Source organism: Alteromonas sp. KUL150, assembly GCF_009811475.1.
Lineage (GTDB): Bacteria > Pseudomonadota > Gammaproteobacteria > Enterobacterales > Alteromonadaceae > Alteromonas > Alteromonas gracilis.
In genome coordinates this window covers 29,745-49,920 of record NZ_BLIJ01000050.1, presented here as the reverse complement: position 1 = coordinate 49,920, position 20,176 = coordinate 29,745, and the positions used below count along the sequence as shown (strand labels likewise).

16 protein-coding genes are annotated in these 20,176 nt (G+C 40.6%); all 16 read right to left on the bottom strand.

From position 1 onward, the window contains the following. Position 1 precedes the first annotated feature (1 nt). The 16 genes from GVO62_RS11780 to GVO62_RS11705 all read right to left on the bottom strand — a co-directional run bounded on the left by GVO62_RS11780 (position 2) and on the right by GVO62_RS11705 (position 19,516). Entirely contained in the window at positions 2-907 is a 906-nt protein-coding gene (locus tag GVO62_RS11780) for an NAD-dependent epimerase/dehydratase family protein (RefSeq protein ID WP_159119416.1), read from the bottom strand. After that, positions 904-2,127: a class I SAM-dependent methyltransferase gene (locus tag GVO62_RS11775; protein ID WP_159119415.1), complete on the bottom strand. Its 1,224-nt coding sequence runs from the start codon at positions 2,125-2,127 to the stop codon at positions 904-906. The genes GVO62_RS11780 and GVO62_RS11775 overlap by 4 nt, the downstream gene beginning before the upstream one ends. Further along, positions 2,124-2,681 (bottom strand): dTDP-4-dehydrorhamnose 3,5-epimerase family protein, encoded by a 558-nt coding sequence (locus tag GVO62_RS11770; protein WP_159119490.1) that lies wholly within the window; start codon positions 2,679-2,681, stop codon positions 2,124-2,126. The genes GVO62_RS11775 and GVO62_RS11770 overlap by 4 nt, the downstream gene beginning before the upstream one ends. Then, positions 2,672-3,742, bottom strand: a complete 1,071-nt coding sequence (rfbG, locus tag GVO62_RS11765) for a CDP-glucose 4,6-dehydratase (protein ID WP_159119414.1) — start codon at positions 3,740-3,742, stop codon at positions 2,672-2,674. The genes GVO62_RS11770 and rfbG overlap by 10 nt, the downstream gene beginning before the upstream one ends. 5 nt (positions 3,743-3,747) lie before the next feature. Then, positions 3,748-4,515: a glucose-1-phosphate cytidylyltransferase gene (rfbF, locus tag GVO62_RS11760; RefSeq protein WP_159119413.1), complete on the bottom strand. Its 768-nt coding sequence runs from the start codon at positions 4,513-4,515 to the stop codon at positions 3,748-3,750. A 98-nt stretch (positions 4,516-4,613) separates the two neighbouring features. Continuing rightward, positions 4,614-6,560, bottom strand: a complete 1,947-nt coding sequence (locus GVO62_RS11755; RefSeq protein WP_159119412.1) for a nucleoside-diphosphate sugar epimerase/dehydratase — start codon at positions 6,558-6,560, stop codon at positions 4,614-4,616. After that, positions 6,557-7,843, bottom strand: a complete 1,287-nt coding sequence (locus tag GVO62_RS11750; protein ID WP_159119411.1) for a glycosyltransferase family 2 protein — start codon at positions 7,841-7,843, stop codon at positions 6,557-6,559. Before GVO62_RS11750 ends, GVO62_RS11755 begins: the two co-directional genes overlap by 4 nt. Before the next feature lie 8 nt (positions 7,844-7,851). Beyond that, positions 7,852-9,420, bottom strand: coding sequence for a glycosyltransferase family 2 protein (locus tag GVO62_RS11745; RefSeq protein ID WP_159119410.1), 1,569 nt, complete (start codon positions 9,418-9,420; stop codon positions 7,852-7,854). A gap of 9 nt (positions 9,421-9,429) precedes the next feature. Continuing rightward, positions 9,430-10,614 (bottom strand): glycosyltransferase family 2 protein, encoded by a 1,185-nt coding sequence (locus GVO62_RS11740; RefSeq protein WP_159119409.1) that lies wholly within the window; start codon positions 10,612-10,614, stop codon positions 9,430-9,432. Further along, positions 10,611-14,144 (bottom strand): motility associated factor glycosyltransferase family protein, encoded by a 3,534-nt coding sequence (locus tag GVO62_RS11735; protein ID WP_159119408.1) that lies wholly within the window; start codon positions 14,142-14,144, stop codon positions 10,611-10,613. Before GVO62_RS11735 ends, GVO62_RS11740 begins: the two co-directional genes overlap by 4 nt. A 174-nt stretch (positions 14,145-14,318) precedes the next feature. Then, on the bottom strand, positions 14,319-14,636 hold the full coding sequence (locus GVO62_RS11730) for a hypothetical protein (protein WP_159119407.1): 318 nt from the start codon (positions 14,634-14,636) through the stop codon (positions 14,319-14,321). Continuing rightward, complete coding sequence (gene fliS / locus GVO62_RS11725; RefSeq protein WP_105930236.1) at positions 14,633-15,061, bottom strand: flagellar export chaperone FliS; 429 nt, start codon at positions 15,059-15,061, stop codon at positions 14,633-14,635. Before fliS ends, GVO62_RS11730 begins: the two co-directional genes overlap by 4 nt. Before the next feature lie 22 nt (positions 15,062-15,083). Beyond that, positions 15,084-16,514 (bottom strand): flagellar filament capping protein FliD, encoded by a 1,431-nt coding sequence (gene fliD, locus GVO62_RS11720; RefSeq protein WP_159119406.1) that lies wholly within the window; start codon positions 16,512-16,514, stop codon positions 15,084-15,086. 13 nt (positions 16,515-16,527) lie between these two features. Next, positions 16,528-17,016: a flagellar protein FlaG gene (locus GVO62_RS11715; RefSeq protein WP_105930238.1), complete on the bottom strand. Its 489-nt coding sequence runs from the start codon at positions 17,014-17,016 to the stop codon at positions 16,528-16,530. A 94-nt stretch (positions 17,017-17,110) separates the two neighbouring features. Then, positions 17,111-17,950, bottom strand: a complete 840-nt coding sequence (locus GVO62_RS11710; RefSeq protein ID WP_105930239.1) for a flagellin N-terminal helical domain-containing protein — start codon at positions 17,948-17,950, stop codon at positions 17,111-17,113. Between the two features lie 720 nt (positions 17,951-18,670). Further along, complete coding sequence (locus GVO62_RS11705) at positions 18,671-19,516, bottom strand: flagellin N-terminal helical domain-containing protein (protein ID WP_159119405.1); 846 nt, start codon at positions 19,514-19,516, stop codon at positions 18,671-18,673. Between the last annotated feature and the right edge of the window lie 660 nt (positions 19,517-20,176).

Below are 20,176 nucleotides of genomic sequence, written 5' to 3'. Positions count from 1 at the left end.
TTTATATTCCTGCTGCAGGTGATTTATGTGCAGTAACCATTCTCTTTAGCCCAGAGGCTAAATCGTATTTAGGTTGCCAACCTATTTCCTTAAGAAGACCATTACGGCCGACAATCGGCAAATTCAGAGTATTTTCGTTAGCTATAGCTTTAATTTCAGATGCATCAAAACCAGTAACCCCTTGTAACATATTTAAAATATCTACAACAGAGTGTCCTATTTCATTACACACATTAAATGTGCCATTATTCCTCGTGGTCAATAAGCACAGCATGGCTTGCGCTATATCATCAATAAAAATGAAATCGCGTTTATCTAATGCATTTACCGAAAATACAGGTTCAGAGCCTTCTAAACAGCGCATTAGAGAGGGTATAAGTTTGGCACTTGGCATACCTGGCCCATAAGCAAAAAAAATTCTTGCCCATCGAAAGCCAACATCATGTTTTTTAGCCCATACGCCTGCAATATTATTTAATGAAAGCTTCGCAGTTCCATATAAAGTGTTGGGAGTGCCTTCATTATGAGCTTCACTCAATACTTCTTTTGAGTTTCCATATTCGGCACAGCTTCCCGTACTTACAATGATATTTCCACCTGCTGCATGGAATGCTCTGAACAATGTTAGTGAATAAGCCACCCAATCCATGTTCTCTGGCGCTTCCCAGAATTGATTAGGCTTTACAAACCACGCCAAATGAAGCAGGTGTGTGCACTCTACACTTTTTAGCACCTTGGTTAAGCTTGCTATGGTTTGGCTCGACAAATCAATCGAAATAAAGTTTTCCTCAGCAACGGTTTCTGGGCAAGAACGGCCAATGGCTACGAACGGAATACGTTGTTGAGTAAGCTTTTTTATAACCGCACCACCAATAAAGCCACTCGCACCTGTGACCAATACTTTCATATAACTCTCAATTCAGGTATTGCGGTTATAAATTTGCATGTTTTAGGCACTAGTGGTTTAACCACATCTTTGATTTCATGAGCGATGTTCCACGGTAGAATCAACACATAATCTGGAGAATACTCTTTGAGTCCACTAGGTGGGAGAATAGGAATGTGACTTGCTGGCATAAACTTTCCCTGCTTTGAATCAGCAGCGTCAAAAACTACCGGAATATCTGACACATCAACGCCCGCGTAATTAAGCAGCGTATTTCCCTTAGCCGCTGCACCATATGCAACAATCGTTTTATGACTTGCTTTTGCTTTCTTCAGGAACGCTTTCAAGTCTTGTGAAATTGCATCCACTGAATGCGCAAAATTCTGATAGGTACTATGAAGACCCATACCGAAATGTTGCTCTTCTTCAAGAACGTTGAAGACATTGTGGTTCACTTTTTTAATTTGGCCACTATGCTGAGCCCATACTCTCAAGCTACCTCCATGCGTCGATAACTTCTCTACATTGAAAACCTCTAATCCCGCTGATGCTAAAATATTACTGACAGCGGTAAGAGAGAGATAAGAAAAGTGCTCATGATATATAGTGTCAAATTGCTTGTATTTGATAAGGTTCAACAAGTGTGGAAACTCTAAACTCACGACCCCAGTCTTAGCGAGCATAGTGGCAATACCACTGACAAAATCGTTAATATCAGGCACATGGGCAAGTACATTATTTCCAATGATGACATTCGCTTTTGGATAGTCATTCAATAAACGACAAGCTTGTTCTAATCCAAAAAAGCACTCTTGTATATCAACGCCTTTGCTTCTTGCTATCTCTGCCGCTACAGAAGTAGGTTCAATACCCAAGCAAGGAATGCCTTTTCTTACAACATGCTGAAGAAGATAGCCATCGTTAGCGGCAAGCTCAACCACAAAACTTTCAGCATTTAGATTTTGGCTTTCCACAAGTTCATCAACAAAAAGCCTTGCATGCTCTACCCATGTAGATGACGTGGAGGAAAGGTAGGCATAATCGTCAGTGAAAAGTTCATCTGCCCGCGTAAAATCTTCTGTCTGAACCAGCCAACACTTGTCGCAAACTAGAATATTCAGTGGAAATGATACTTCCATCTCGAAGTCGGATTCACAGCTAAGATACGCATTTGACGGCGGCATTGAGCCTAAGTCGACAAATGGAAGCGATAGTGAATGGTTACAGTGGCGACACTTCACAATGACAAACCCTTAAAATATCCCGGCAATTTAGGCAGCCCGTTATCTCTGACAGATATTTCTGTTATCGGCAGCGGCCATTGAATGTTTAACTTAGGATCGTTTGGATGAACTCCACCTTCATAATTAGGTAAATAATCTGCAGTATGAAGATAAAGGAGTTGAGAGTCGTGCTCAAGAACCTGAAAACCGTGTGCGCACCCAGGAGGGATAATTAACGCGTTGTTTTTAGCAGCGCATAGTACTACTGTTGTATGCTGTAAGAATGTATCTGATGTTTTGCGCAAATCAACCACGACATCAGAAACTATCCCTCTAATACAACGCACGATTTTATATTCTCTTTGTGGCCCTAGTTGATAATGCAAGCCCCTGACGGTTCCTTTTAAAAAGTTCTCAGAATGATTCATTTGTCGAAATGAGAGATTTTCAATGTGTGGACAAAGTTGTTCGGCACAAAACCAGCGACTAAAACTACCTCGCGCATCACCGAGCCTTGGGCTTAGAATCTCTACTACACCCTTGATTGGCTTTTCATCGCATTTTAACTGCACGCCCAAACAACTCCTTTTCTGTGCGCATCTTGCTGATATTGCTTCAATTGCTCTTTAGAAGAGACATGGCCATTAGCATAATAGTTTTGATACCACAGTGCGGTATATCGAGCTGTATCACTGAAATCCCAAACAGGCTGCCAATAGAGTTGTGATTGTGCTTTTTCACAGTTCAATCTAAGCAATGTTGCTTCGTGCAAAGGTTTACCCTGCTGTATATTCCATGTCAATTCGGGCCAAAACGATTTCATGGTGGTCAAAATATCTTCAACGCTGTAATTATCTTGAAGCCGCGGTCCGAAGTTCCACGCGCCTTGCACGCTTCTATCATCTTCAACCATCTTTTGTGCCAAACACAAATATCCAGAGAGTGAGTCAAGCACATGTTGCCAAGGTCTTACCGCCTTTGGATATCGAATATCAAGAGGAGAACCGTTTATTGTTGATTTAACGATGTCAGGAATTAATCGGTCTTTGGCCCAATCCCCACCCCCAATCACGTTACCTGCCCTACAGCTGGCAACAATTGGAGCACCATCATTGAAAAAGCTTTTGCGAAAGCTTTCTACGACCAATTCACACGCCGCTTTCGATGAACTGTATGGGTCGCACGCCCCTAACGGCTCATTTTCATTAAATGGCGCGCCATTTTCTGGATTGTCATAAACTTTATCGGTAGTAATTACCACAATACCAAGCAAACTACTCAAACCGCGTGATGCATTAAGTAAGTTAACTGTTCCCATTACATTCGTGGCCCACGTCTGTACAGGTTCATTATAGGAGGCTCTGACAAGGGGCTGTGCGGCTAAATGAAATATGAGGTGCGGTGATATTCTCTCTATCACGCTACTTAACATTTTTTCATCTCTTACATCTGCATTTACATGGTCAGCTTGCAGTTCAAGCAAGCTCCAATGAGAAGGCGTGGTGTCTGGCTCCAAAGAATACCCAGTTACTTCCGCGCCTAATGCCTGTAACCATAGCGTTAGCCAACTTCCCTTAAAGCCAGTAGCACCTGTAATTAGAACGCGCTTACCCGCAAAGCAATTTTTAAACATAATGCTTACCACAGTTTCCACGGCGGATTAGGCTGTTTCCACATAGACTCTAGCTGGTTTTTGTCTCTCAATGTATCCATGGCCTGCCAAAAACCATGATGCCTATAAGCATTTAACTGCCCATTCATCGCTAATTCCATAAGAGGTTTATCTTCGAAGCTGTCTTCATCTGACGTTAAGTAATTAAACACTTGTGGCTCAAGTACGAAAAAACCACCGTTTATCCAAGCGCCATCACCAGCCGGTTTTTCTTTGAATCGATTAACCACATCACCTTGAATATCAAGAGCGCCATATCTGCCAGGAGGCTGAATTGCCGTAACGGTAGCCGTTTTTCCCGAAGCTCGATGTGCACTGATCGCTTGGGATATATTAATATCCGCAACACCGTCACCGTAGGTAAAACAGAAAGTCTCATCATCAAGATATTCTCGTACGCGCAACAATCGACCACCAGTCATGCTCGATTCGCCCGTATCCACTAGAGTGACACGCCAAGGCTCAGCATGCTTCTCATGCACTTCCATATTGTTCGAGCGCATATCGAATGTGACGTCAGAAGAGTGAAGAAAATAGTTAGCGAAATACTCTTTGATTACGTAACCTTTGTAGCCAAGACAAATCACAAAGTCATTAATTCCATAATGAGAGTATATTTTCATTATGTGCCACAGTATTGGCTTGCCACCAATTTCTATCATGGGCTTCGGGCGTAGATGTGACTCTTCACTTATTCGAGTACCCAAACCACCCGCCAAGATTACTGCTTTCATTATTAAGCCTTTGTGTATTTTGGTAATTTGTCATTTCTATGACACTGAAGTATATACAAAAATAAAGCAAGCATCAGGCCCATATTGACTCTATTACGCTAAAAAATTTTATACATTCGCTCTGTCGAGATACCTAATTGGCATAAGCTTAAATAGATTTCTTCAGCAAAAGCCAATGAACAAATAATAATAGGAACATCTAATTGAAGTAGCTCATTTGGTTGACTAATAATGTACTCTTCGAACTTACACCCATGTCGTGAAGGTGAAGAGTCGACAACGCCCACAATGTCATATGTTCCACCTACTCTTTGTTGCATTATAAATTGACTCGCGAGCTCACCAGAACCATACAATACTGCATTTGAAGCAGTACAAAGCTGTTGCCCATTATGACAAGATCTCACCGAGAGTTTTTGAGCGTACAGTGAAGGAATTGTGCGAGCCACATTTTTTCCGAACTGGTTAATAATCACTTTTTCAGTTTCAAGTAGCGGCGTTTCTAGACAGCTACACAACTGCTCGATCATTCCCAAAATAAAAGTGCCCTGTCGAGTCATCCAACTAGCTAGTTTTTCGCTATTGGCATCATTAAGTTCTGCAACATTTAAAACAACGTTGAGTGCTTTACGCAAATATAAAAGCGCTAAACCAGGATTCACATCGAATTCTTTCTCTGTTCGTCTTGATAGAGACTCAGCGGCTGTAATTGCGTAGTCCATTTTTTCGGGATATTTTTTCCAGGCAGCAAGCGCAAGCTTATTAAATGGTTGATACGACCTTTGATACTGTTCCAGACACTTGTCGACGGACTCCATAAGGTCTAGCTTATATTCCTGCCATACAGGTAGCCTAACGCCATTTAGAATAAAGTGGAGATTTTCAACGAGATAACCTACTGAGTTACCTGGATTACAGATTACAGTATTATGATATTGCGGTGTATTTTCCTCCTTTGTCCCCTCAATTATCGCGCTCAGTCTTTCCTTCAATTCATCTAAGCTAGAAATAGTTGTTTCTATAGCAGACTTTCCGCCGCCGGGTTTGAAAACCAGCATAGGTTGTCCGGTAACAAGAGGATAAAGGTGTGATTGATATTGCCTGTGGCAGACCATTGCCACACCTCTGCTGTAGTCGCCAATATAAGAAGGTGATTGGCTGAAGGTAAACCGCGGGTTGTTACTGAAGCCCTCAATGACAGATGCAATTTTTGGGTGAGAGAAATCTTCTGGAAAAGGTCTGAAAATAATCTCGTGTTCTGGAAAATGAGTTAACAGAAAAGTAACGGTCGGTGCTATGTGATCAACGACCCAAGTCGCCTCTAAAGCAAGGTTGGAGAGATGGTAAATAATCGCCGTGTTTTTTTTGCTGCACTGCCTGTAAACCTGATAAAACTTATCGAATTTTATTGAGCCAAAAGGAATGACTGTTAAAGCATCACTGCTTGCTTGTCGCAATGCTCTTGGAAAGTAACCTGAGAACGCTTGCTTGTTAACACACGTGACAGGCTGGGCTGAAAGAATATAATCAAACTCTAGACATCCACCGTATTCGTTTAGTGTTTTAGTCAGCTTTACATCGATACCGTGCTGACACCCGATGCGCTTAACATTTGTAGGCCAATTAAAGCTAAGTTCGAAGTTCGATTCTTGTATAAAAACAATATCTAGCGCGTCTAACTGTTGAAAATCTTCCTCGAAACACAAGAGAAACGGAACATCAAGCCAGTTACTCTCTATTAGCCACTGTGGGTTACTTTTAACCTCATCAATATCGACAATAGCGAGAACTTCAATTTGCGCATACTCTTTGAGCGAACAGAACAACTCAAACATGTGATTCATTGCAGCATTGCGCTGAACCCAAAAGCCGCATTTAATCTTATTCTCAACGCGTGATAAGTGTTGTTTGTAATAGCAGAGCAAATCTGACATTGCGGTTTTAATATCCGCTGACTTTATTAAGCCAACCTTTTTTAGCAGTCCTGCTAAGATTTCATCAGTCAAACGGTCATGATCGGCAACATGCTTTTTATCTAGCATCATAATCCAAGCAATTCTAAAGAGAGATTAGTGTATTTTATGTAGAACTGCATTGCATCATCTAGATGCTGAGGGCCTGTGGATACTGGCTTTCGTGGCAGGGCAAGTTGCTTTTCCCAGTGGTAGCGAGCAAGCTCTTCTGGACTTATATCAGGTATATATATATCGCTTTTTGTAAGGCCCGAATGATAAATCTCTCGAGGACTCGGCTGACGGATTTTCTCATTTTTTTCAATAATGCTATCTGTGATAGCTTTCTCTTCGTCCGTGAGCAATGCATAAAAGTCATCCAAAATCTTTTTGAAGTTCGCAGGGTCTTCATCTCCCCATTCAGTGACTTGATCATACTCAATCATTGCCCAGCCCAAGGCTGCTGGAATGTTAAGCTTTACTTTGCTCAAATTACCTGTCGAATACATTGCTTTAATGCATGCGTAATCTGATGCAATAAATATGTTATGTCCAAGCCAGAAGCCGGGAACGACAAGTTGCGATATGTACTGCGAGAAGTCAGGCGTTGTTTCTTCTAGAAATTGCTTTGCCGCGGGAAGAGAGACTTTAGTTCTCTCACCATTTGAAATATTCTCTCCCGAGACTACCATCATAAGACTACGCCCCACATCCACACATTTATTGCTAAAATTTAGCGCACAAACCATAGAAGTAAAATCAGGACTCATTGGCACAAATATACGCCCGTAATGTTGTTTTATCTTTTCTACAATTTTTCGGTTAACTGCACCTGAATAAATTTTACCAAAACTAATTTTTTCCTGTGTGGAACGACCAAACAAAGGCTCGATAAAGTCAAATCGTCGCTTTAGCTCTTCAAGTGCACTATAAACAGATGGCATTACCGGCTTTATCAGGGGGTGATAAGTACCCCGCTGACCTTCACCATCTAACATCGCAAAATGCTCATACTGCCAAGATAAAATATCAGGGGTATTAAATTCATCAGCTAATTCCTGCAAAACCGTCGTTGCTCGTGGATGAAAAAGAAATTTTTCATTGATAACAGTGATGTACTGACCTTGTGCTTTTTCAATCGCAAAATCCCAATTATCAGGCATTGATAAAGGTTCAGTCGGTCTAAAATATTTAAATTTTTTATCTTTGAGAAATGGAGCAACAACGTCTTTACAGGGCTTATTAATGCTATTATCAGAGACAATTACTTCATAATCATCAGTTTGCTGCGCATATAGATATTCAAGGCACTTTTTAAGCAGCTGAGGCCTATCTCTAGTGGGTAATACATAGCTCAGAAAAGGCCTGTCATTCATAATCTTTCCTACTTTTTCAACTTGATAACATGACTCACAGAGGAGGGTAGTTGTGCTGCAATTTCATCAACAAAACTCAATGAGGCAATGACTACCACTGCATTGTCTTTAAAAAGACACTTATCTAGGGCGACCACTTTACACCCCATTATCTCTTTGATAAATAACGCATTTCTATCTATTATCAATTCGATGCTTATTGATGGCTCAAGCTTTTTTAAAAACGTTAAAACGTTGCGTCCCAATTCCCCGCCACCGTAGATGTAAACAGGATTTTCTCGATAAGGATATAACTCCCACCCCAGCATTGCGATTTCATCAGACGAAGATTTCTGCATATGCTGCGTTGACGTTACAAACTCAGAGAGAGCCACTAAAGGTTCGGGGAGAACACTTTCATATAAGGCAAATAGCTGCTGTCGACTCTCATACCGCAACATCTTTTTACTTAAGCTAAATGGTGTATTTCGATACCATAAAAACGGTAAGGGTATGTTGACGATATTTTTGCCTGTAAATGAAAGCTTCAAGATGAGTTGCCAATCCTCCTCTCCTGCAAACTCTCCACACTGAAAACCCTTGGCTTGTTCAAAAGCAACTTTGCGGTACAGTGCGCTAATGCCTCCTACACAGTTGTATAACAACGCTGATGACCAGTCTTTGGCATCATGGAATTGAATTAGCATGCCCTTTTCGTTTGCGAAATCAGGGATACCGTCGCCATCAAAAAAACAAAAAGCAACGGTAACAACATCAGCATTTTCTCTTGATAGCGTGTCGCAGCAGAGGCGAAGTGCGTCTGGTGCGAGAATGTCATCATCATCAAGAAAAAATATATAGTCGCGGTTTGTATTTGCAGCGCCTTTATTTCTTGCGTTGGAGGCACCAAGGGGAGTTTTACTATCAATGATTTTAATGTGTAGATTAGAAAATCGCGGGTCTTTCACCAAGTCTGCTAACTGTTCCCTTTCTAGTTGGCTACTCGCATCATTCACAATAACAACTTCAAGTCCGGTACCTTGCTGCGCTACAGACAAAAGAGTTAAAGGTAAATAATCTATGCGATTATGAAAGGGGATGATAACCGAAACATCATCTATATTTATTTGCGAACGTTCATTTTTCAGCTGCGTTCTTTTTCTTTCTTGATGCTTTTCAAGATAACTTAGCAGCAAACCATTTTTGTCGAGAAACCGTTTTGCGTTAGCATAATCCTGCTGAACTGAATGACAACCAAACCAGCGAATATTCCAGTACATACAGCGTTCAACGGTTTGATGCAAAACATTAGCAAAGTACCCAAGTCCAGCGTAACGAGAGAAATATATTGTATCGAAAGATGGATTTTTATAGAGCCATAACGCTATCTCAGAAGGTGCCTTGAGGCTACTATCCCTGTGAGTGAACTGGCCCTGTTCTATAACTAAGAACTCGATATTATCAACTTTTTTAGAGGGTGCCCAAACCAGTCCTTCATCATCAAACAAAATGACTTGCGCGTTCTCTAATGAGCTCACCAAAGACTCGACCTGTTCAAGCTCCTGTTTCCATCCAACTATAAGAATGCTTTTGTTCATCAGTCTTCTCTATACTCGTAACACCAATCCTTCGAAACCACAGTTTTCAAGTATCGCTTGCATTGACTGTTGATAGCTTAAAGAGCAAACAACAACGGCACTCGCAGCATTGAAACTATTGAGATTTAAAGGCAAAACTTCTATTCCCTTAAATATTTGTCCAGCTTTAAAGGTATCTATGACGATGGGCTTAACATTCATTGTAAGTGATGTTTCGACAGCACGCTCGGCTATATCATTAGCGCCAAATATATACAGTTCTGTAATTAAAGAGTTGTCCAGAGCAGCAATCTGACTGCACAAATACTCAATCCTCTTGAATTTATGCCTGTTCGAAAAAATAAAGTTCAATGAAGAATTAATATTACTTTGGGCACCTTTATTTAAACCCACAGCACTCCTCAATGATTTCAATAGCGTAAACTTTTCTCTTAACTCTTTCGCATAACTTTTCTTATTGTGCCAACGCGTTGTTTGAACATGTTTTCTAAATTTATTCAGAGGGATACAAGTGAAAGCAATGTCATGCGACAACAGTATTCTATTGTAAAGCGCCCAATCTGCGCAGTATTTGAAGTCGCATTCGCGGAGGTTCTTTTTCAAAACTGAAGCGTTAAACAATACTGCACTTACGTTAGGTATTACATTGCGATAAACCATGTAATCTCTAACAAAGTCTCTTCCCTTCATGCAGAAGTCTTGCTTCCACAGTCCATCGTCAGAATAGTGATGAGAGGAGTAGTCATACCTAGCGATAATTTGACTACTTTCATCAATTATTTCGCTGTCGCAGTAAGCCATGCCGACTGAGGGGTTGTCCTTTAAAATAGAAAGAAGTGTGGTAAGCAATTCAGGCTCAGCTTCGTCATCGCTCTCGGCTATCCAAATAAAATCGCCTTTAGCTAATGTAACCCCTTTTATCCATTGTTTTATAGGTAATCCTGAATTCGAATTGCTGACGTATAAGCCAACAACTTTCTCACAGGCTGAAGCAAATGCGGTAAGCACTTCCTCGCTTTTATCAGGACTACCATCATCTAGTAATATAATTTCAATATTACTATGCGTTTGGTTGATGATAGTGCCGAGCCTTTTCTCAAGGTACTTTTCGTGCCTATAATTCGGTACAATCACAGATACCAATGGCGTGCTGTTCATTGTTGCCGTTACAGCGGCCTTGTCAGAAAAGTTCATTGCTCACTTCCAAAGCCCCACCACAAAATATTGTTTTCAATTTGTTGGTGTGCTTCACGTTTGCTCACCCCTTCAAAAAACATCGACTCAACCTTTGGCTTGCCAACACATACAACACCTCTATTACCCAATTTATCGACTATGTAGTCATTATATTGAGCGTTATCCTTTGGAATCATAATGTAATTTGGATAATCGATATAGCTGACATGATCTGGGAACATACTTAACACATGTTCTGCATAATCCCTTAAACCATCTGAAACTTCTTTACTTTCACCCACAAAATAAAGCTTTGGCAGAATGACTAGTGCAATCTTTTTCTGAATCCAAGCCTTTACAGTCCAAGATGCTTTATTAATTGAATGATAGAAAACAGTTTCACCATTAAGGTACGCATCAACGTCATATTTAAAGTCAAACACTGGATGATGATATAAAATCGTATTTTGTTTACAGAAGAAATCTGCTAACGCTTTCTGGGATGTATCTTTATCAATTTGTACAACGACATGTGCCCCAGACATACTTTCTTTAGTAGGGTAATTTTTTTCGTCACAGAGTAATGCGGTCTCATTATTGTTAGTGTTGAGCTCGAACCACTGTTTGTCTATTTCAGAAACCGCATCTAAATATTGTTTTATGAATTTATTATCGTTCTCACTCAGATTAGATCGTGCGGTAAATTGTTGGCTTTGTTCTTTTATAAAAATAGCCTCACGCTCTGGCACAAAACTAGAGACGTTATCGAATATGTGATTCCCTTGCAGGATCGCACCTCGAATCATTTCTAGTGTTTCAAGCCATGTTTCCCTTAGCATATTGAGACGTGACACTTTTTCGTATTCTGATTCATCCGAATAAAGCAACTTACTGAATGCAGAGTTAGCAAAATTTACCGTACCGTAAAGATAATAGAAAAGAAGTGACCTTCCCTCTTGATATGACGAAAACAACTTCTTTTTAAGTTTTTCTGTGTAATGCTCTGCATCGTCCGATACTTCAAAAGCATCTTGCGTCATCGCTACAAACTCATTCAATTGTTTTTCTAAGGTTGGCTGATCGTAAAAACTATCGTATTCTTGTAAAAAATCGCGATCTTCCGACAAAGGTTGAAATGCTTCCGCCTTCACTTTTCTCAACACCTCCTCTTTTTCATAGGCAGATGTCACTAACAGGATGTCGTCTACAGGTAATGGTTTCGCGCCAGCAATAAGCGCACCGTCACTTGTGTTAAAACAATCTACTTTAGCTTTTGCAAGCGTGCGCTCAATAATGGCTTTGGAAACTTTAAATTCATACTTGGTAAACACACTTTTCTTGAAGTTTCCTGGCACCACGATGTTGGTATTATGCCGTTCTTTATAACTATATTTTTCCTTTCCATGATTGTCATAATAGCCAGACTGCTTAGAATGATGTTTATCTTGTTCTGCAAAACCTAAATCGACTCCGAACAAGTAAAGCTGCTGAAATCCCATCAAGGTAAACAGGTTTATAGCAAAATTGGATACCGTAGGATAAGCAAACTGAAGTTCTTCGTAGTTTTTTTCACCGAGTAACTTTAGTGAAGAAACCGTAGAAGATTCACCTTCTTTAAATGCGATATAGGTATTTCTAAACAACTTACATGTATCTGGATGAATTCCGTTACATGACAACAAGTCCACTTGCTTTAAAAAAGCAAAGTCGTTAATCCGGCAGCTCCAATCAAAAGTAGAACGATTTTGTTCGATTTCTGCATGGAAATCTGGAACTATGCCATTTTTATACAACGGCATAAGCGCTGTACCACACGAGACCACGATAGCTTTGTCTTTAAAAGACTTGATAGCATCGATTGTGCTATCTAGTGACGGGCCATTTCCTACGATGAAGACTGCAATATCCTTGTCTGCTAGTGATAGTTTTTTTGCAGGGTCCTTTAAAAGAAGTGGATACTTTCTACCTATGGTTTCTTTTGTATGCGCAATGCCGTAGCGAGCATGATCAAAGTTTTCACCCATGGCAATAACAACTTGCAACTGCTCACGCAGCTGACTAATGGTATGAACCATCTTGGTGTTATGATAGGTCTGATAAAAGTATGTATTAGCGAGAATGTAGGGACCAACAGAATAAAACTGATTCAGCAAATCTCTAAATAGATTTGAGCCATCATCTCCAACATTAATGTATAAACGTCCGCCTTTCTGGTCGATGCGCTCAAGAATATTTGCCCAGTCTATTAAATAAAGCGATGCATAGAATAGGTCGCGATTAGGCTCACAGACGAAGAGCTTTTCAACATCGTTGTTCTCAAACAACGTTTCTAACTGAGGTCCAATACCAAATAGAATTAGCGACTTTATCTGCTCGGGTAGCTTACTTGTTTTATCTCCTGCGTCTTTTAAAAGTTTCTCTGCCTTTTTAACAAACTGAAAGTGTTGATAATGCTTCAGCTTAACCCCGTTATACCCCAATATTAAGCCATCTTTATTCGGATACTCTTTGAAGTTTTCGAAATTTATACTGGCATCTTCAAATGGTGAATCACTGTACCAATTAGCCAGAGATACTTTGCTAAATATGTTTACTGCACCGCGCGCGTCCTGCATTGGAACCCAATAATTAGGTGTGTAGCACTCAAATTCATTGGCAATATTCGGGACGTAGCGTTTAAAAGCTTCTACATTGAGAGTAAAACGCTCCTCTTTGCTCGCCTCATCAAGTCGCTTCATTGAAACAGGTTTGTTCCAATGCGGCAGGAGACTTTCCTCAGACTTTCTTAGCTGTTTGCTGATACCATCTTTTTGAAAGTTCTCCCAACTAGAAGTAAGTAATGCATTTTCGAGAAGGTTGAACGTATTGTGATTATAATGCCGATAAAAATAAAAACCTGAAATTGGAAAATGAGTTTTCAGTTCCTCTATGTCATTAGACATAGATATACCACTATTTTTTAATTGAAAATAAAGTGCAGTGCCTTTCGACTTGGCCGTTTCTAGTATGACTTTCCAATTTGACGTATAGAGTGAAGCAAAAAAATATTGCTCTTCCGGCTCATAAATAACAAGGTGTTTGATGTTATGGTTTTCAACCAAGGTTCGAATATGAAAGCCTAAGCCCACTCCCATAACAACGAGTAAATTAATATCTTTTGTTAAAGGGGGTTGCGATAAGTACCTGTCATAAATAGGTAAGTAATGTTCATAGTTGGAGTTATAGCTTACATTTCTGTCTAGATCGCAATAGGTACAGTGAAGTAATTTTTCAACATACTGAGCTTGAACTTCCTTCTCGGGTGACAAATCGTAGAATGTACGACCGTTGCTGTAATTGACAATATTAAGTTCGCCATTCCGATTAGTAAAAATGGAAATATCTAGCGTTGCAGCTTGCACAATTTTATCGACTATATTAGGTACATACGCCTTGAATGCCCCGAAATTTCGCCGATAATTTTGTGTAACTCGTTCAGCGAGTTTCTTTTCTAGCTCGCTTTGTTTCTTTTCATCTGGGTCTAAGTGGATTCTAATATCTTTTAGCATTTTTCGACTCCAGCGCCTTAATCAAAGAGCTCTGCCAATTATACGATTTCTAAAATTTTAGTTTTATTTAAGAACGAGACATAATTTTGACGCAACAAGAGGAGTTTACAGGAGACTCAAGTATAAAAGCTATGTCAAATGAATAAACCAATGCTGTCTAAAGCAAAAATACTTCTATTTGTATTTTTTGACTGCAGCCTTGCCTCTAACAAATTGAATAATCTCTTCTTTTGAAGATTCAAGCAATTTAAAGGCCAACTCCTCGAGGAGGCGATTGACGATCAATTCTTTTTCAGAAAATTGCCGCTTTTCGCTAACAGAAAGTGAGTTTAAGTGGTCTTTTATAAGGCAATCTCGCTCTGCTAACAATGTTCTCAGCATAGCGTAATCAGAGGGTTTTTCTTGGTCCAACAGTAACTGCGCCGCAATGCTTTCGTTTAAGTTTTGCAGCGCTGTTGGCGTTAAAGAGTGGTTAAGGTCTTGTAGTTTCACACAGCTTGTCGTTTCTGACGCTGGGCTTCGTAAGCTTCCTGTTTCGCCTCTTCAGGAATCTGTACCCATGCATCTCGGATAGGTGTTAATAGGCTAGACACTTCATCTAACATATTCAAGTCGTTGTTAAAATGTGCATCGTTCAAGCGCTCAATCATATAGTTATATAGCGCAAACATATTCTCAGCGACTTCACCGCCCACTTCCAAATCAAGAGTGTCACGCAGATGCATTATGATCGCATTCGCTTTTGAAATGAAATCGGCTTTGGCTACTAATTCTTTGCGTTCCATGGCACCTTTAGCGTATGCAATTCTGTCTAATGCGCCTTGAAGAAGCATAAGTGTAAGTTTATGCGGATCGGCATTAGCAATATCTTGCTTAAGGTTACCTTTGCGATATGCATTTATACCTTTAAGTGACATAAAAACTCCAAATTTATGTTTTTTATAACGACGCTAAAAGCGCGGAACCAGTTTGGTTTAATTGCGCTACGGTTTGGTCGAGGTTTAAATATTTATCTCGAAGGATTTCTTCATAATTCAACATACGCAGTTCGAGGGTCTCACGTTCATCAAATATATCATCCCTATCATCCTTGGCTGCGCGCTCTCTCAAGCTAATTAGTCCACTAAATGAGGTGTACTCTTTAGAAAAGTCATAAAGTCGAGTTGCGATGCCTTCGTCAGGGTCTGTAAACAATTTTGCTATTTCATCGAAATTATCTTCTAAAGCATCTTCCAGTCTGTCTTCGCCAGAACCCAATCCAAAATCAGTTGTGCCGACTTCGAGCTTTCCGTCATCATTAAATTCAATACCGATCTGGAAGAGCCCTCCTAATGAAGAAGAACTTACGCTATCGCCAACAATAGAAGCTAATCCGCTTTGTATACCACGCAGTAATGAATCTCCTGCTAATGCGCCATCGTCTTCAAGCTCAGATTCACCGTAGCGCGTCAAAGTTTTTATTTCATCAATCAGTGAATTGTAGTTATCGACAAAATCTCTGATCTTTTTATCTAAACCTTCTTTGTCATAACCAATGTTCAATTTAGTAGCTAAGAAATCGCCTGCAGCATCTTTTGGTGAGACTTCATTTACTTCAAAGGAAACGTTTTGAATCGTGTTTTCAAATTCATTGGAGCTACTTTGAACTTCAATTCCGTCGATATAAGCTACCGCATTTTTTGCACTCTGAATATTTGCGGCACTGATATTGTTTGTGCCACCTGCCGTTGACAATCTATCTAACTCTGTAGCGCCAGTGTCATTGGTAATAACGAGATCGTTTCCATTGCCAGTTTCGCTCGACGAGAATACTAATCGAGGCCCTGCACCGGTTCCTGTATCAATGATGTTTGCGGTTACACCAAAGTTGTTATCAGAGTTGTTTATTTTTTCGCGTAATGCGGTGAGTGACATCCCAGCGGTAACATCTACGGTAAAGCTTTTGCTTCCGCCCACGTCAAACGTTAATGAGCCTGTTCCTGAAGTAAGTACGGGATCGCTGCTTGACGTGAATGCACCTGCGTCTGTTGTAATTCGACTGCCAGACGCTAGCTGCTCTACAACAATTTCGTAACTCCCGCGAAGCGCTGAGTTAGAAGCCTCGGCAGAAAGCACATCATTGTCTTCTGAGGGATTAGAAATGGTGGGCTCACGACCATTAATGCCATTATCGCTTCTTAGTTCGTCAACGGCGTCCTTAAAGTCAGAGAGCTTAGACTTTATCTTACCAAGGCCAGATATTTCAGCCTCGATACGCTCTTCTTTTGCATTTAAACGCTCCTCTTTGGGTTGGCGTTCTGCGCTAAGAAGTTGCTGTACAAGATCATCAAGGGCTAAACCTGATCCTACACCTAGAGACTGAATTGTCATACTTTACCTCAAACTAAACTTGATTGTTGATAAACACTCCCACACTGTCCCCAACATCCTGTTGTAACTCTTGGATCCGATCGGCAAGCTTTAACACTTCTTCTGAAGGTATTTGCCTTATTACGTCACCAGATTTTGAATCTTTAACTGTCACTACCGAACGATTAGTATTTTCATCAATAGTAAACGCTAAATCCCGATTCTGAACTTTTAAGAATGATTCAACTTTCGCAACAGCATCATCTAACTCAATGCCATTACGCTCTTCTTCACTCTTATCGGCCTGCGCTTGAGAACCTTGAGAAAGAATTTGCTGCCTTTCTGTATTATTCGACTCATCAATTGCCAGTCGCGTATTGCCTCGACGCGTATCGCTAGATGTAGCCGGTTCACTACTTTCAAGAACAGCAGTTTTATTCTGAATATCAGCTTCAACAACTTCAGAATTCTTAGGAGCTAGTGATGCAAACACTTGGCCAACTTGGGTATTTTGAATTTCCACGTAATACCTCCCGACTGAAACAACAAAACGGGCCCTTGCTTAAAAAGCAAGCACCCGCTACATCTCAACTAAGGTCGCTATTTTAAAGTATAGCTTATCCGAGCAAAGACAGCGCAGTTTGTGGACGCTGATTTGCCTGGCTTAGTACAGAAACAGATGCCTGCTGAATAATCTGGTTTCGCGTTAACTCTGCTGTTTCCGCAGCAAAATCTGTGTCTCGAATTTGTGAACGAGCCGAAGATAAGTTTTCACTGATATTGCTCAGGTTGCGGATAGTTGACTGAAAACGGTTCTGAAGTGCACCTAGGTCTGCACGAACCGCACCAATACCAGAGATAGCAGCGTCAACATCACTAAGTAAGGCTGATGCACCGCCCGCTGTAGCAACGCTGTTTGTAGTGATGCCAAGACCTGTAGCACTGAATCCGCTAATGGAACCCAGATTTGTTGATGACAAATTTACCGAAATTGTTTGGCCGGCATTAGCACCAACAAGAAACTTCGCAGAAAAATTACCATCTAATATGTTCACGTTACCAAACTGTGTATCGGTAGCGATGCGTGAAATTTCTGTACGTAAAGCAGACACTTCTTTTTGTAGTGCCAGACGATCAGCAGAGCTGTTAATACCGTTCTGTGATTGTACAGCAAGAGTACGTATACGCTGTAGGCTTGTAGTAACTTCGCTAAGCGCACCTTCTGCTGTTTGCGACAAAGAGATAGCGTCGTTAGCATTTCGCACGGCCTGGTTAAGACCTTGTACCTGCGATGTAAGACGATCAGAAATTTGCAGACCTGCAGCGTCATCCGATGCACTGTTAATGCGGAATCCCGATGAAAGTCTTTCAAACGAAGTGTTTAGACGATCGTTCACGTCAAAAAGCTGACGCTGCGCATTGATCGATGAAACATTGGTATTTACAAATAAAGACATAGATTACCTCCTAGGGATTCGATGGCAAAACTGCTATAATCAAATCCTTCCAGTTCATATTAGCTGGGTCACTACTCCCGCTAACACCTCAATATAAAAGTAAATTAAATTACCCCTCAACAATAGGTATCGGCCAAGGCTTTAGGTTCTTTAGCTTTTTTTTTATTTTTTTTAAAAAAAACTAGACCCAGCAATCTACAGCAATGATTTAAAAGCAAAAAATAAATTTTTATCGAAGATTTAATTCTAATTTAACGCAGTATCAATCGTACTAACTGGGTCCTTTCAAGGAAGGAGAAAGAGTAGTCGTTCTTAAACGAAGTAGATTAAAGGGAACAATTTTGGTGGTGAGTGATAAGTTGGAGACAGATATGATCTTATAATTTTTAAGTTGGCACTTAATATGCTTTAGATACTATGAACTCGCGGCGTTGCTCTACCGCAGTTTGAAATTGGTGGGATGTTTCGGTAAAAATAAAAAAAGGCCGAGACAATTTAATCTCGGCCAATTTGCTCACGTTAGGAGATTGAGCAAATTCAGTTTCTGTCGGCTGGCAGGGTTTAGTAGGATAAACTGGCCTCTCAACCAACACTTCTACACTCTCAGTCCTGTTAGTCGACGCTTTCTCAAAGGAGCGGCCTAAATGGCCGCTAACCTTTCTTCAGGGGATGGCCTCTCAACTCCTTCCCAAATAAGCGCCTAATAACTAACTTTGGTAATTAGCCAAGTAGTGATAATGCAGCCTGTGGGCGCTGGTTCGCCTGGGCAAGAATTGTGGTACTTGCCTGCTGTAATATCTGGTTGCGGCTTAACTCTGCCGTTTCAGTGGCAAAGTCAGCATCTTTGATACGCGATCTTGCCGCAGACACGTTTTCAGAAATGTTACTCAAGTTACGAATAGTTGACTGAAAACGGTTCTGTAAGGCACCTAAATCAGCGCGTAGGCCGCCAATTGCCGATACTGCTTTGTCTACCGCGGTTAACAAACGTGATGCACCAGCTTCGGTTAACACGTCGTCAGCGATAATTCCTAGGCCTGTCGCACTGAAACCATTAACACCTGCGCGACCCAGTGCCTGTGCAGACAAGTTTACTGATATAGTCTGCCCTGCGTTGGCGCCAACAAGGAACTTGGCAGAAAAATCACCCGTTAAAATGTCTACACCTGCGAATTGCGTTGTCGTCGAAATGCGCGATATTTCCGTGCGAAGTGCAGAGACTTCTTTTTGAAGCGCAACACGGTCCGCTGAGCTATTAATACCGTTCTGTGATTGAATCGCTAAAGTGCGAATGCGTTGAAGCGCCGTAGTGGTCTCAGACATCGCTCCTTCAGCCGTTTGTGCAAGCGATATACCATCGTTTGCATTTCGTACCGCTTGGTTCAGACCTTGAATCTGAGATGTCATACGGTCGGTAATTTGAAGACCAGCAGCGTCGTCGGCAGCGCTATTGATTCGAAAACCAGATGATAGACGTTCAAAAGCAGTGCTTAAGTTATTGCCAGTTGTGAATAATTGACGTTGTGCATTTAACGATGACACATTGGTATTAACAAATAGACTCATGGGTCTCTCCTAACAGTTTCGAGATTGCGCTATTGTTTTTATTATCTGCGCTGTAGTTTTAAAAATGGCATAGCCTGTGCTTTATTCAGGTGTCAGAGTAATCTGACGTTTTACCGGCACACTACCGATAAAACTTGCTATACAGAGAAGTTACTTCTCTTTGCTGGCTGGTGAGTTTGATGTTCCAGACCTCAAACCTCTCACTACCTCCTGGCTTCACTCTCGCCAGTCAGCAGTCCCTCGCCCAACAAACCTTCTTATTTATCGTCACTCAAACAAATTTTCTTTAGAAATTTTTAAAAATTTATTCAAACAAAGATAAAACACTGTTTTTCCTAACTTTAAAACCAATTTAAAAAAAGTTATCTACCCATCAAAAGCTAAATATTGATAATGTAAACCACTATTTTATTGGCTCAGGAAGTATAAAACCTCTTATACCTCCCTTTGTAATAGTTATCGTCACTTGGGGAAAATTACTTTAGTGTTTTTTAAAATATTTTGGAGGTTTTTTAGTTTTCGGATGAAAGTTACTTATTATCAAACACATAGGGTTGGAAAAACTTCTAGCGGAAGTAGTATTGAAGCAAGATAGGGGGTGGGTCTGACGAATTAATACTAGGGTAATTCAAAAATTAAAAAATGCCGATGGTTAATCGC